The sequence below is a fragment of the Streptomyces purpurascens genome, assembly GCF_045040895.1.
GTDB lineage: Bacteria > Actinomycetota > Actinomycetes > Streptomycetales > Streptomycetaceae > Streptomyces > Streptomyces purpurascens.
This window is the reverse complement of record NZ_CP108341.1, coordinates 3300996-3314723: the sequence shown is the minus strand read 5'-3', so window position 1 is coordinate 3314723 and position 13728 is coordinate 3300996. Positions and strand designations below refer to the sequence as shown.

Genomic DNA, 13728 nt, shown 5'->3' with positions numbered 1-13728 from the left:
TGATGTCGCAGATGCCCCAGTTGTCCGCCTGCCCGAGTTGCGAGGAACCCCTCGAATCGGGTGACCGTTTCTGCGGCGCGTGCGGATATGACCTGTCCGCCGTGCCCGAACGGCCGCAGGACAACCCGACCATCACCATGAACGGCTCGGTGCCCGCCCAGGGCGCTCCGGCCGGTGAGTATCCCGAGCGCCCGCCGGCGCCACCCGCCGGCGCGCCCTGGCAGGCGCCAGGGCCGGCGGACCCCCAGGCCCCGGCCGCGGGCGGCCCCATGCCACCGGAGGCGCCCCCGGCCGCAGGCGTGCGGTTCGACCGGAGGCCGCAGCCCGACGGACAGGCCGCGCCGCCGGAGACGTACCAGACCCAGCCCGATCAGATGCAGCCCGACGAGTACCTCCTCCAGGCACCGGACCCACGGGTGTCCGCCGAGCCCGCGGCCCCGGCCGCCGGCGCCGGCGGCAAGGTCTGCGTGGCCTGCCGTGCCGGCCGCGTGGACGACGACGGCTACTGCGAGAACTGCGGCCACGCCCAGCCGCGTGAACGGGACCACATGGAGCAGGAGTCCGGCCCGGTGGCCGCGGTCAGCGACCGCGGCCTGCGCCACCACCGCAACGAGGACGCGTTCGCCATCGGCACCACCGCGCTGCCCGACGGCACTCCCGCCTCCGTGGCGATCGTCTGCGACGGCGTCTCCTCGGCGACCCGCCCCGACGACGCCTCCCAGGCCGCGTCGCGGGCCGCGAGCGAGGCGGTGCTGGCCGCCCTGCCGCGCGGCGCGCACCCGCAGCAGGCGATGCACGACGCGATCGTCGCCGCCTCACGCGCCGTCAACTCGCTCGCCGCGGAGCCCGCCACGGCACTCGAGCAGGCCCCGCACCAGAACGCCCCCGCGTGCACCATCGTCGGCGCCGTGGTGACGTCGGGCCTGCTGATCGTCGGCTGGGTCGGCGACAGCCGCGCCTACTGGGTCCCGGTCGACCGGAGCGCTCCCCCCGCCCGGCTCACCGAGGACGACTCGTGGGCCGCGCAGATGGTCGCCGCGGGCCTGATGAACGAGGCCGAGGCCTACGCCGACGAGCGCGCCCACGCGATCACCGGCTGGCTCGGCGCGGACGCCTACGAGCTGGAACCGCACACCGCCGCGTTCAAGCCGGACCGGCCGGGCGTGGTGGTGGTCTGCACGGACGGCCTGTGGAACTACGCGGAGGCGGCCGAGGAGCTGGCCCGGGTCCTCCCGCTCGACGCCGCCGCGCATCCGCTGCACAGCGCCCGGGTGCTCGTCGGGCACGCCCTGGACGGCGGGGGCCACGACAACGTAACAGTGGCCCTCGTGCCGTTCCCCGCCGTGCCCCAGGGGGCAGGATCGGCCTGAGGCCACGTACGGGGACGCCTCGGCGGACCGGAGGGGACCGGTCCGCCTACCGTCATCACCCCGCTCCGGTGGGGGCTTTCGAGGGGGATCGAAGCAGGCATGGCCATTTTCTCGAAGTCGAACGTGCCGCAGTTCTCGGTGGACGTGTACCAGAACGAGTACCTGCCGGAAGGCGCCGGCGAGGTCAACGCCATCGTCACGGTGACGGCGACCGGCGGCGGCACGATCGGCAGCGCGGTGGCGGCACCCCACCTCTACTCGCCCGGCCAGGGCCCGTCCGCGGCCGTGGCGGTCATGGTCGACTGCTCGGGGTCGATGGACTACCCGCCGACCAAGATGCGCAACGCCCGGGACGCCACGGCCGCCGCGATCGACACCCTGCGCGACGGCGTGCACTTCGCGGTGATCGGCGGGACGCACGTGGCCAAGGAGGTCTACCCGGGCGGCGGGCGCGTCGCGGTCGCCGACGCCACCACCCGTGAGCAGGCCAAGCAGGCGCTGCGCTCGCTCAGCGCGGGCGGCGGCACGGCCATCGGCACCTGGCTGAAACTCGCCGACCGCCTGCTCTCCTCCGCGGACGTCGCCATCCGGCACGGCATCCTGCTCACCGACGGCCGCAATGAGCACGAATCGCCCGAGGATCTGAAGGCCGCGCTCGACGCGTGCGCCGGGCGCTTCACCTGTGACGCGCGCGGCGTGGGCACCGACTGGGAAGTGAAAGAAGTCACAGGGATCGCCTCCGCCCTGCTCGGCACCGCCGACATCGTCGCCGATCCGGCCGGGCTCGCCGCCGACTTCACACAGATGATGGAGACGGCGATGGGCAAGGAGGTCGCGGACGTCTCCCTGCGGCTGTGGACCCCGGTCGACACCACCGTGAAGTTCGTCAAGCAGGTCGCGCCGACGGTCGAGGAGCTGACCGGCAGGCGCACCGAGGCGGGCCCCCGCGCGGGCGACTACCCCCTTGGTTCCTGGGGAGACGAGTCCCGTGACTACCACGTCTGTGTCGAGGTCCCGGCCGCGCACATCGGGCAGGAGATGCTGGCGGCCCGGGTCTCGCTGGTCATTCCGCAGCCCGACGGCAGCGTCCAGAACCTCGGCGCGCAGGGTCTGGTGAGGGCAGTGTGGACCGACGACATGGTCGCCTCGACGTCGATCAACCCCCAGGTCGCCCACTACACCGGGCAGGCCGAACTGGCACAGGCCATCCAGCACGGGCTGGACCTTCGCAAAGCGGGGGATATGGATGGAGCAACGGCCAAACTGGGCCGGGCCGTTCAGCTCGCGAGTGCCTCCGGGAACGCCGATACTGCGAAACTGCTTGCGAAGGTGGTGGACGTGGTCGATGCCGCGACCGGTACTGTGCGACTGAAGGCGAAGGTTCAGGAGGCCGACGAGATGACGCTCGAGACCCGGTCCACCAAGACTGTTCGTGTAAAGAAGTGACCTAGAAGAGATCGAAGGAGGGACGGGCCGACATGCCGACCTGCCCGAACGGACACCAGTCGGGTTCCGACGACTGGTGCGAGGTCTGCGGTCACCGCATGGCGGGTGCCGTGCCTCCGCCCCCTCCACCGCCCCCGCCCGGCGGCTACGGCTTCCCGCCGCCCGGCGGTCCGGGTGGCCCCGGCGGCCCCGGTGGCCCGCCCGGCGGTCCCGGTGGGCGCCCTCCGCACCTGTCCGCCGTACCGAACGCCGAGCCGGAGCTCTGCCCGCAGTGCCGTACGCCGCGTGAGGGCGGCGCACCGTTCTGCGAGGAGTGCCGGTGGAACTTCCTGACGAACACGGCGACTTCGTACACCCCCGCGGCCCCGCCCCCGCAGGCGCCCGGCCCGGGTGTGCGTTTCCAGCCTCCGGGCCAGCCCGGTCCCGGCCCGTCGGGTCCGTCCTACGGCGGCGGTGACTCGTACGAGTACCAGGGCTCCCGTCCGTCGCAGATGAACCGCCCGGCCGAGCCGATCCCGCCGTTCGGCAGCGATCCCTCGGGCCCTCCCCCTCCTCCCGGGGGCGGCTTCCCCGGACCGGGCGGACCCGGCGGCCCCGGTGGCCCCGGCGGCTACCCCGGTCCCGGTGGCCCTCCCGGTCCCGGCGGCCCTCCCGGACCTGGTGGTCCTCCCGGCCCAGGCGGTCCCTCCGGACCCGGCGGCCCTCCCGGCCCGCCCGGATTCGGTGCCGACCCCTCGCGGCCGGTCCCGCCGCCCCCCGGCCCCGGCGGACCTGGTGGTCCCGGCGGCCCCGGTGCGCCCGGCGCTCCGCAGGCCTTCCAGCAGTCCGGCCCGCCGGCCCCGCCCGGATTCCCGCAGGAGACCCAGCGGCCGCCGCAGCAGGGTGGTCCGTTCGGCGGCGGTGAAGACGACTGGGTGATCTCCCCGCCGACCTCCGGCCCGGGCGGCCCCGGTGGCCCCGGCGGCCCCGGTCCCGGTCAGGGCGGCGGCTACGGCTTCCCCCAGCCCGGTGGGACGCAGGCCCCTCCCGGTCCTGGTCAGGGCGGCTACGGCTACCCGCAGCCCGGTGGGACGCAGGCCCCTCCCGGTCCTGGTCAGGGCGGCTACGGCTACCCGCAGCCCGGCGCGACCCAGGCCCCTCCCGGCCCCGGCCAGGGCGGTTTCCCGCAGCAGCCCCAGGCGCCGCAGGGACCGGCGACCTGGACCGCGACCATCGGCCCGGACCGCGACTACTTCATGGCGATGATGCAGCGCTCCGGCCCCGAGGCCGCGGGCCTGAACCTGCCCGCGTACTCGCCCGAGCAGCAGCGCACGCTCACCGGCAACCAGATCACGATCGGCCGCCGCCGGCACTCCACCGGCGACACCCCCGACGTCGACCTGGCGGTGCCGCCGGAGGACCCGGGCGTCTCGCACCAGCACGCGGTGCTGGTCCAGCAGCCGGATGGCAACTGGGCGGTCGTCGACCAGAACTCGACGAACGGCACGACGGTCAACGGCTCGGACGAGCCGATCCAGCCGTTCGTCCCCGTCCCGCTGCAGGACGGCGACCGTGTGCACGTGGGCGCCTGGACGACGATCACGATCCGCCGGGGCTGAGCCCTTCCGGGTCAGGACGGGAGGGGCCAGGCGTACGGCCCCTCCGGGTCGTCCAGCCAGGCCCACTCATGGTCGCCGCTGACCGTGATGCCGTAGCGCTCCCGCTGCGGCATGCCCTCCTGCTCCCACAGCGCGTGCGCCTCCTGCGGGTCGAGGCTGCCGCGGGTCAGCGTCAGCAGGAAGCGGAACAGGTCGTCCTCCCTGGCCCTGCGCGGTACCCCGCCCAACTGGGCGGGTTCACCCCAGGGCCGGCTCCCGCCGCGCAGCGGCACGAAGTAGGCGGGCGTGTGCAGGAACCGCCCCTCGGCATGCCCGGCGTCGCTCACCGTGAGCACGATCAGGCCGGTGCCGAGCGGCATGAGGATCCGGCCGCCGGGACGGCTCTGCGCGAGCCAGGCGCGCGGCACGGTGCTCAGGGCGCAGGTGGCGATGATCCGGTCGAACGGCGCACGCTCGGGCACGCCCCGGGCGCCGTCGCCGGTGACGACGACCGGGTGGTATCCGGCCGCGGCCAGGTGCCGGCGGGCCGACTCGGTGATCTCCGGGTCGAGATCGACGGTGGTGACCTTGTCGTCGCCCAGCCGGTGGGCGAGCAGCGCGGCGTTGTAGCCGGTGCCGGCGCCGATCTCCAGGACCGTGTTCCCTTCCGTCACGCACAGCGCGGCCAGCATGTCCGCCATCAGGGAGGGCTGGCTGCTGGAGGAGAGCAGTTCGCCGTCGCGCAGCCGGGTCGCCAGCGGGGTGTCCTCGTAGGCACCGCGCACCCATCGCTCACGCGCCCGAGGGTCGGGGCTCTCGCCCCAGCGTCGTTCGTAGCCGCCGGCGACGCCGACGTAGTAGTACGGCACGAAGAGATGGCGCGGGACCGCCGCGAACGCCTCGCGCCACACCGGGTCGGCGGCCCAGGCCCCGCTCGCGTCGATCCGGTGCACCAGTGCCGCCCGCGCGGAGGCGGCGAGCCCGTCCGGTTCCGGTTCCCTGTCGGGAGCATGCCCGCCCATACCCCCACAGTAAGGGCAGCAGGGGGCGGTCCTAGGCCTTGAGTCCTATGTCCCCGCGTCTGAGAGCATGGAGGGCGTGAATGAGATTCGGCGCGGCACGCTTCAGGAGCAGACCTTCTACGAGCAGGTCGGCGGGGAGGAGACCTTCCGCCGGCTCGTTCACCGTTTCTACGAGGGAGTCGCCGAGGACCCGCTGCTGCGGCCCATGTACCCAGAGGAGGACCTGGGCCCGGCCGAGGAGCGCCTGGTGCTGTTCCTCATCCAGTACTGGGGCGGTCCGACGACGTACAGCGACAACCGCGGCCATCCCCGCCTGCGGATGCGGCACGCGCCCTTCACGGTCGACCGTGCGGCGCACGACGCCTGGCTGAAGCACATGCGGGTCGCCGTCGACGAACTCGGGCTGTCCGAGGAGCACGAGCACACGCTGTGGAACTACCTGACGTACGCGGCGGCCTCGATGGTGAACGCGCCGGACTGACCGGCGGGGGAGGGGGTGGTGGTCAGCGGACGCTGACGTCCAGCGCCCCGAGCCCGGCGCGCCGTACGGCGATCGACCCGTACGGCGTGCGCAGCCGGAGCCACGCGCCCGAGGAGAACAGCCCCAGCGGCACCCCCGGCCGCAGGAAGCCGAGCGACTGCGCGGCGTGCACGACCCGCACGGGGAGGCGGGTGTCGCCGACGGTACGGGACCAGATGTCCCGCCCGATCCCATCCAGCTCGGCCCTGGTGCGCCGCTCGGACGGCAACTCCTGCGTACGGGACCGGAACTCGGCGACCACGGCGGCGACCAGGGACCGCAGGGCGTCCGGCGCCGGCAGCCCCGGCTCGGGCCGCCACCCGCCGCGCGGCGGCAGCACGCCCGCCCACGGAGGCCCGGTCACGGCACCCGGCACGACAGCCGTGGCAGCCTTCTCGTCCACCGCCTCCAGCAGCTCACCGGCGGACACGGTCACGTCCAGCGTGACGTCCAGCCCGTTCTCGTACGGCTTCGCCAGCCGCACCGCACGCACGGCCAGCACCTCGAAGGACGGCGGCCGTCCGAAGACGGCCAGTGCGGTGCCCGCCGCCTGCAGGCGCACCGCGGCCCCACGGTCGTAGTGGAGCAGCCGGGAGAGGAAGGCCGCGAGATCCGCCGCCTCCCCCTCGTCGACAAGGTGCAGGACCGTCATGCGGCGACGGCCTCATCCTCGGCGTCGTCCGTGTACTCCTGGAGGAACTCCCGTTCCTCCGCGGTGATCCGGCGCGGACGCTGTGCCTCGAAGTCGAACGGCACGACCACCGTGGAGGCCCGCACGTAGACCACGTCGTCGTCCTTCACCTCGTAGGTGATGGTGAAGGACGCGGCCCTGATCTCGGTGATCCACAGCTCGATGTCCACCGGGTGGTGCCGGTGGACGAGCTGCCGCTTGTAGTCGATCTCATGGCGTGCCACCACGGACCCCTGCTGGAAATCCTTCTCCGGCCGGAAGAGGAAGTCGATACGGGCTTCCTCCAGGTAGCGCACGAAGACCGCGTTGTTGACATGGCCGTACGCGTCCATGTCCGACCAACGCAGCGGGCAGCGGTAGATGTGCCGCAAGATCGATCAGCCCCGGGTCAGCTTCTTGTAAGTGGCGCGGTGCGGACGGGTGGCGTCCGGGCCGAGCCGCTCGATCTTGTGCTTCTCGTACGACTCGAAGTTGCCCTCGAACCAGAACCACTTGGACTCGCCCTCGTAGGCGAGGATGTGCGTGGCGACGCGGTCCAGGAACCACCGGTCGTGGGAGACGACCACGGCGCAGCCGGGGAACTCGAGCAGCGCGTTCTCCAGGCTGCTCAGGGTCTCGACGTCCAGGTCGTTGGTCGGCTCGTCGAGGAGCAGCAGGTTGCCGCCCTGCTTGAGGGTGAGCGCGAGGTTGAGACGGTTGCGCTCACCGCCGGAGAGCACCCCGGCCGGCTTCTGCTGGTCCGGGCCCTTGAAGCCGAAGGCGGAGACGTAGGCACGGCTGGGCATCTCGACCTGGCCGACATTGATGTAGTCGAGCTCGTCGGAGACCACGGCCCACAGGGTCTTCTTCGGGTCGATGTTCTCGCGGCTCTGGTCGACGTACGAGATCTTGACGGTGTCGCCGACCTTGATGGAACCGGAGTCCGGCTCCTCCAGGCCCTGGATCATCTTGAACAGGGTCGTCTTACCGGCACCGTTCGGGCCGATGATCCCGACGATGCCGTTCCGCGGGAGCGTGAAGCTGAGGTCGTCGATGAGGACCTTCTCGCCGAAGGCCTTGCTGAGGTTGTTGATCTCGACGACGACACTGCCCAGACGCGGGCCCGGCGGGATCTGGATCTCCTCGAAGTCCAGCTTCCGCATCTTCTCGGCCTCGGCGGCCATCTCCTCGTAGCGGGCCAGACGCGCCTTGGACTTGACCTGACGTCCCTTGGCGTTGGACCGCACCCACTCGAGCTCTTCCTTCAGACGCTTCTGCCGCTTGGCGTCCTTCTGGCCCTCGACCTTGAGGCGCGCGGCCTTGGTCTCCAGGTACTTGGAGTAGTTGCCCTCGTAGGGGTAGAGGCGGCCGCGGTCGATCTCACAGATCCACTGGGCGACGTTGTCGAGGAAGTACCGGTCGTGAGTGACCGCTACGACGGTGCCCGGGTACTTGGCCAGGTGCTGCTCCAGCCAGTTCACCGACTCGGCGTCGAGGTGGTTGGTGGGCTCGTCGAGCAGCAGCAGGTCGGGCTGGTCCAGCAGCAGCTTGCACAGCGCGACGCGGCGGCGCTCACCGCCGGACAGGTTGGTGACGGGCCAGTCGCCGGGCGGGCAGCCCAGCGCGTCCATGGCCTGCTCCAGCTGCGCCTCGAGGTCCCAGGCGTTGGCGTGGTCGAGCTCCTCCTGGAGCTTGCCCATCTCGTCCATGAGCGCGTCGGTGTAGTCGGTCGCCATCTGCTCGGCGATCTCGTTGAACCGGTCGAGCTTGCCCTTGACCTCGGCGACACCCTCCTGGACGTTCTCCAGGACGGTCTTGTCCTCGGTCAGCGGCGGCTCCTGCAGCAGGATGCCGACGGTGTAACCGGGGGTGAGGAAGGCGTCACCGTTGGACGGCTGCTCCAGACCCGCCATGATCTTCAGGATCGTCGACTTGCCGGCGCCGTTCGGGCCGACGACGCCGATCTTCGCTCCCGGGTAGAAGCTCGTCGTCACGTCGTCGAGGATCACCTTGTCGCCGTGCGCTTTGCGCGCCTTGCGCATGGTGTAAATGAACTCAGCCAAGAGAAACCGTCCGGCAGCTTGAAACTGGCAGTGGGCAGATACACCCCATCTTGCCGTACCGCCACCCCTGGGCGGAAACGCGTATGGCTGTGGGCGGCTGAACTGGGGGTTCGCGGCTGTCGACTGGTGGGTGGGATGACCTGACGGACGTAGACGCGGTGCCCGTCGACTCTCCCTTGATCTACTGATCTACGAGATCTGTCATCGGAGGTCGATCATCCGTACCGGTTGGCCGGTGGTACTGGTCTCGAAGTGCCGGTCGTGGTGCAGCGGTGTTAGTCCGGCCTCTTCGGCGGCGGCCAGGAGGAGAGCGGCATGGCCCGGACGCCTTCTCGCGGGCCGGGCCTTTGGCCTGGGGTTTCACTATCGGCCGCGCGCGAAATGCCGCCGCCGCGTCAAGCCGCTGGGCGCAGTCCGGCAGGAAGATCTCGCCCAGCGACTTCGGAGGCCGTTCACCTGCGTTATGTGTGGCGGGTTACTGCCCGTCCTCGGACACGTAGGGCTCGTCCTCTCCGAAGTCCGGGGCCTGGAACGGGTTCCTGGCCGGAGGGGGCGATGCGGTGGCAGGGCAGTGGGGCGGTCCGTCCGGTGCGGAGAACGGCGAGGTCAGGTCGATGAGAGGTCTCCCTTTGAATCCAAGCCCCCCGTTGGGACCTGGCGTGCGGTGAGCGGGTGCTGCGGTCCTAGAGCTTGGTCATCTTCGCGTACGGGCTCAGGATCCGCTGTTCCACCGAGCCGCCGAAGTTCACGAGCGCCGCGATTCCCTCCTCGATGCCGACCACCCGGCCGAGACCGTAGATGTCGTGGGTGACCTGGTCGCCGACGGCGAAGTGCTTGGGAGCCGGCACGACCGGGGGCTTGAAGGGGCTGGTGGGCAGGTGACGCTTCGCGGAAGGCTTTGTCATTGCCTCAGTATGCGCCCGCGGGTACCCCAGTCACAGCGGCCGTCCACGGAGGGGGTTCGAGCGCCCGCCCGCCCAGCCCCGTCTCACACCCCGAAATGCGCCCGCAATCGCCCCTGCGCCCCCTCCCTCGCCCCCACCCTGTCCAGCCCGAGCAGGGCCGCGCCGAGGACAGGACTGGCCGTGACCACCTGCGGGATCGCCTTGGGGGCCTGGTCGGCCAGCAAGTTCTGGATCATGGTGTTCAGTTGGGGGTGCTCGGCGGCCAGGACGCCGCCGCCCAGGAGGACCGGGGCCGGTTCGTCCACCAGGTCGAGGCGGGTGAGGGCCACCACGGCCATGGAGACCACCTCCTCCGCCTGACGGTCGACGATCACGCGGGCGATGGTGTCGCCGTCCGCCGCCGTCGCGAAGAGGACCGGCGTCAGCTCGTGGCGGCGGGATTGCGCTACCTGGCCCAGATGCAGCGCCTCGATGAGCGCGTACATGGAGGGGAGACCGAAGTGGGCGGGGAGGGTCCGGGACAGGGCCGTGGCAGGCCCGCGGCCGTCCTCCGCACGTGACGCATGCCACATCGCCTCCTCCGAGAGGCCCCAGCCGCCGCCCCAGTCGCCGGAGACCCTGCCGAGGGCCGGGAAGCGGGCCGTGCGGCCGTCGGGGTGCATGCCCACACAGTTGATGCCGGCGCCGCAGACGACCGCGACGCCCCGGGGTTCCGTCACCCCCGCGCGCAGGATCGCGAACGTGTCGTTGCGGACCGTCACCGTCGTGCCCCAGGCGCGGGCCTGCAGCGCCGTCGCCAACTGGTCCTCCTCGACGGGGAAGTCGGCGTTGGCGAGGCACGCCGAGACGTGCGTGACGGAGGCGAGGCCTGCCGTGGTGAGGGCCCGGCCGACCGGGTCGGCGAGCGTGTCCATCGCGGTGTCCAGGCCGACCGCGGGTGGGCGGAAGCCGGCCCCGCGTGCCGTGGCCAGGACCTCTCCGTCCGCCGTCACGATCGCTACGTCCGTCTTGCTGTTGCCGGCGTCGATGGCGAGGACGGATGCGGTCAGGCCCACGCGAGGTGCTCCCGGTTGTGTGCGATCAGCCGGTCCGTGAGCGCCTCGGCGTACTCGTACTGGCCGATGAGGGGGTGCGAGAGGAGGGCCTGGAAGACGCGCGTCCGGCCGCCGTGCAGGGCCGCCTCCAGGGCCAGGTGCTCGTAGGCCGTCACATTCGCCATCAGGCCCGCGTAGAGGGGGTCCACCGGGGCGACGGCGAGGGGGGACGCGCCCTTGGCGCCGACCGCCGCCTGTACCTCGATCACCGCGTCGTCGGGGAGGAACGGGAGCGTGCCCCGGTTGTACGTGTTCACCACCTGGTACGGCGAGCCGCCACCGCCCAGCAACGCCGCCGCCAGGTCCACCGCCGCCTCCGAGTAGTACGCGCCGCCCCGCTTGGCGAGCAGCTCCGGCTTTTCGGAGAGGGCCGGGTCCGCGTACATCGTCAGCAGTTCCTTCTCCATTGCCGCTACTTCGGCCGCCCGCGACGGTTTCGTCCGCAGTTCTCTTACGACCTCGTCGTGCGCGTAGTAGTAGCGCAGGTAGTACGACGGAATCACGCCCAGATTGTTCAGCAGAGCGCGTGGGAGGCGCAGGTCGCTCGCGATCGTGTCGCCGTGGTCCGTCAGGAGTTCGGGCAGGACGTCCTCGGCCTCCGGGCCGCCGAGGCGTACTCCTGTCTCCCAGGTGAGGTGGTTGAGGCCCACGTGGTCCAGGTGGACCTCCGGGGGCGCCACGCCCAGCAGGGCCGCGAACTTGCGCTGCAGGCCGATCGCCACGTTGCACAGGCCGACCGCCTTGTGGCCCGCCTCGAGCAGGGCGCGGGTCACGATGCCGACCGGGTTCGTGAAGTCGATGATCCAGGCGTCCGGGTTGGTGCGGCGGACGCGGTCCGCGATGTCGAGGACGACCGGGACCGTGCGCAGGGCCTTCGCCAGGCCGCCGGCACCCGTGGTCTCCTGGCCCACGCAGCCGCAGTCGAGGGGCCAGGTCTCGTCCTGTTCGCGGGCCGCCTGGCCGCCCACGCGGAGTTGGAGGAGGACCGCGTCCGCGCCGTCGACCGCCCGGTCGAGGTCGGTCGTGGTGGTGATGCGGCCGGGGTGCTCCTGGCGGGCGAAGATGCGGCGGGCCAGGCCTCCGACCAGGGCCAGGCGGTCCTCCGCCGGGTCCATCAGGACCAGTTCCTCGATGGGCAGGGTGTCCCTGAGGCGGGCGAAGCCGTCCACGAGTTCGGGGGTGTAGGTCGAGCCTCCGCCGACCACGGTGAGTTTCATGTGTGTCTAACCCTTTACTCCGGTGAGCGTGACACCCTCTACAAACGCCTTCTGGGCGAAGAAGAACACGAGGATCACGGGGGCCATGACCAGCACGGTGGCGGCCATGGTGAGGTTCCAGTCGGTGTGGTGGGCGCCCTTGAACGACTCCAGGCCGTAGGAGAGCGTCCAGGCGCCCGGGCTCTCCGAGGCGTAGATCTGAGGGCCGAAGTAGTCGTTCCACGCGTAGAAGAACTGGAAGAGGGCCACTGCGGCGATGCCCGGTTTCGCCATCGGGAGGACGACCTTGAGCAGGGTGCGCAGGTCGCCGCAGCCGTCGACCTTCGCCGCGTCCAGGTATTCGTCGGGGATCGTGGTGAGGAACTGGCGCAGCAGGAAGATCGAGAACGCGTCGCCGAACGCCATGGGGATGATCAGCGGCCAGAGCGTGCCGGACAGGTCCAGCTGCTTCGCCCAGAACAGGTACATCGGGATGATGATGACCTGCGGCGGCAGCATCATCATCGAGATGACCAGCATCAGCGCCAGATTGCGGCCCCGGAAGCGGAACTTGGCCAGGGCGTAGGCCACCGGGATCGAGGAGATCACCGTGAGCGCCGTGCCCAGGAACGCGTAGAACAGGGTGTTCTTCCACCAGGTGAGGAAGCCGGGGGTGTCGAAGACCCTGCGGTAGTTGTCCCACTCCCAGGTGTGCGGGATCAGGTCGCGGCTGAGCGCCTGGGAGTCGCTCATGAGCGAGGTGAGGAAGACGAAGACGAAGGGGAGGGTGAAGAACAGGGCCGCCGCGATGCCCAGGGAGTGGATCGCGATCCATTCCAGCAACGCCCTTCGGTGGGCCGTGCGTTCCGCGGGGGAAGGCGGCGCCTTCAGATCCAGGGGTCTGTCGAGCAGTTGCGTCATCGTTCACCTGCGTTGATCAGGCCGCCCTTGCGGCGCATCAGGAGTGCGGTGAAGGCCATGGAGAGGGCGAAGAGCACCAGGGCCACCACACAGGCGGAGCCGTAGTCGAAGCGCTGGAAGCCCAGGTTGTAGACGAGTTGGGGCAGGGTGAGCGTGGACTTGTCCGGGTAGCCGGGCTCGAACTGCGTTCCCGCGCCCTGGATCACGCCCGACGCGACCTTTCCGGCGATCAGCGGTTGTGTGTAGTACTGCATCGTCTGGATCACGCCGGTGACGACCGCGAACATGACGATCGGCGAGATGTTCGGGAGCGTGACGTAGCGGAAGCGCTGCCAGGGCGTCGCGCCGTCCAGTTCGGCCGCCTCGTACTGCTCCTTCGGTACGTCGAGCAGCGCGGCCATGAAGATGACCATCAGGTCGCCGATGCCCCACAGGGCCAGCAGGGTGAGGGCCGGCTTCGACCAGGTGGGGTCGTTGAACCAGCCGGGGGTGGGGAGCCCGGCCTTCTCCAGGAGGGAGTTGACCGGGCCCGTGCCGGGGTTGAGCAGGAAGGCGAAGGCCATGGTGGCCGCCACGGGCGGGGCCAGGTAGGGCAGGTAGAAGAGGGTGCGGAAGACGCCTGTCGCTGTCTTGATCTTGGTGATCAGCAGGCCCACGCCCAGGCCGAAGGCGACCCGGAGCGTGACCATGATGACGACCAGCCACAGCGTGTTGCGCAGGGCGGGCCAGAAGAAGGGGTAGTGCGCGAAGACGTACGTCCAGTTCCTCGTGCCCGTCCAGGCCGGCGGCCTGAAGCCGTCGTAGTGCATGAAGGAGAAGTAGACGGTGGAGAGCAGGGGGTAGGCGAAGAAGACCGTGAAGCCGATCAGCCAGGGGGAAAGGAACGCGAGGGTGCGGATCGTTGAGCGGCGGTGTTTCGCGCGGAGTGTGTAGGTGCTCATCGC

The 13728-nt window shown here is 70.9% G+C and carries 13 protein-coding genes; 4 read left to right on the top strand and 9 right to left on the bottom strand.

Translation table 11 applies throughout. The annotated features are described in order from the left end of the window. The first annotated feature begins 2 nt into the window (after positions 1–2). The 3 genes from OHU35_RS15030 (at position 3) to OHU35_RS15020 (ending at position 4414) form a co-directional block, all read left to right on the top strand. The gene (locus OHU35_RS15030) at positions 3–1370 is read left to right on the top strand and encodes a PP2C family serine/threonine-protein phosphatase (protein ID WP_189723713.1); all 1368 of its coding nucleotides are present in this window, start codon (positions 3–5) and stop codon (positions 1368–1370) included. 99 nt (positions 1371–1469) lie between these two features. Beyond that, complete coding sequence (locus tag OHU35_RS15025) at positions 1470–2816, top strand: VWA domain-containing protein (RefSeq protein WP_189723712.1); 1347 nt, start codon at positions 1470–1472, stop codon at positions 2814–2816. Between the two features lie 32 nt (positions 2817–2848). Then, positions 2849–4414 carry an FHA domain-containing protein gene (locus tag OHU35_RS15020; RefSeq protein ID WP_189723711.1) on the top strand — a complete coding sequence of 522 codons (1566 nt, stop codon included), beginning with the start codon at positions 2849–2851 and terminating at the stop codon, positions 4412–4414. Between the two features lie 11 nt (positions 4415–4425). Here the strand turns inward: OHU35_RS15020 and OHU35_RS15015 are convergent, their stop codons facing one another. Next, positions 4426–5415, bottom strand: a complete 990-nt coding sequence (locus tag OHU35_RS15015; protein WP_189723710.1) for a methyltransferase domain-containing protein — start codon at positions 5413–5415, stop codon at positions 4426–4428. A 67-nt stretch (positions 5416–5482) separates the two neighbouring features. Here OHU35_RS15015 and OHU35_RS15010 point away from each other — a divergent pair, with 67 nt between their 5' ends. Continuing rightward, positions 5483–5896 carry a globin gene (locus OHU35_RS15010; protein ID WP_189723709.1) on the top strand — a complete coding sequence of 138 codons (414 nt, stop codon included), beginning with the start codon at positions 5483–5485 and terminating at the stop codon, positions 5894–5896. 22 nt (positions 5897–5918) lie between these two features. Here the strand turns inward: OHU35_RS15010 and OHU35_RS15005 are convergent, their stop codons facing one another. The 8 genes from OHU35_RS15005 to OHU35_RS14970 all read right to left on the bottom strand — a co-directional run bounded on the left by OHU35_RS15005 (position 5919) and on the right by OHU35_RS14970 (position 13725). Then, positions 5919–6587 (bottom strand): hypothetical protein, encoded by a 669-nt coding sequence (locus OHU35_RS15005; protein ID WP_189723708.1) that lies wholly within the window; start codon positions 6585–6587, stop codon positions 5919–5921. Then, positions 6584–6997, bottom strand: a complete 414-nt coding sequence (locus OHU35_RS15000; protein ID WP_189723707.1) for a thioesterase family protein — start codon at positions 6995–6997, stop codon at positions 6584–6586. Before OHU35_RS15000 ends, OHU35_RS15005 begins: the two co-directional genes overlap by 4 nt. A 6-nt stretch (positions 6998–7003) precedes the next feature. After that, entirely contained in the window at positions 7004–8668 is a 1665-nt protein-coding gene (gene ettA / locus OHU35_RS14995; protein WP_189723706.1) for an energy-dependent translational throttle protein EttA, read from the bottom strand. 683 nt (positions 8669–9351) lie between these two features. Further along, complete coding sequence (locus OHU35_RS14990) at positions 9352–9573, bottom strand: hypothetical protein (RefSeq protein WP_189723705.1); 222 nt, start codon at positions 9571–9573, stop codon at positions 9352–9354. Positions 9574–9656: 83 nt separating this feature from the next. Next, entirely contained in the window at positions 9657–10628 is a 972-nt protein-coding gene (locus OHU35_RS14985) for an N-acetylglucosamine kinase (RefSeq protein WP_189723704.1), read from the bottom strand. Beyond that, positions 10619–11884 (bottom strand): 6-phospho-beta-glucosidase, encoded by a 1266-nt coding sequence (locus tag OHU35_RS14980; RefSeq protein WP_189723703.1) that lies wholly within the window; start codon positions 11882–11884, stop codon positions 10619–10621. The genes OHU35_RS14985 and OHU35_RS14980 overlap by 10 nt, the downstream gene beginning before the upstream one ends. 6 nt (positions 11885–11890) lie before the next feature. Beyond that, positions 11891–12784 carry a carbohydrate ABC transporter permease gene (locus OHU35_RS14975; protein ID WP_189723702.1) on the bottom strand — a complete coding sequence of 298 codons (894 nt, stop codon included), beginning with the start codon at positions 12782–12784 and terminating at the stop codon, positions 11891–11893. Beyond that, positions 12781–13725, bottom strand: a complete 945-nt coding sequence (locus tag OHU35_RS14970) for a carbohydrate ABC transporter permease (RefSeq protein WP_189723701.1) — start codon at positions 13723–13725, stop codon at positions 12781–12783. The genes OHU35_RS14975 and OHU35_RS14970 overlap by 4 nt, the downstream gene beginning before the upstream one ends. Positions 13726–13728: the final 3 nt, after the last annotated feature.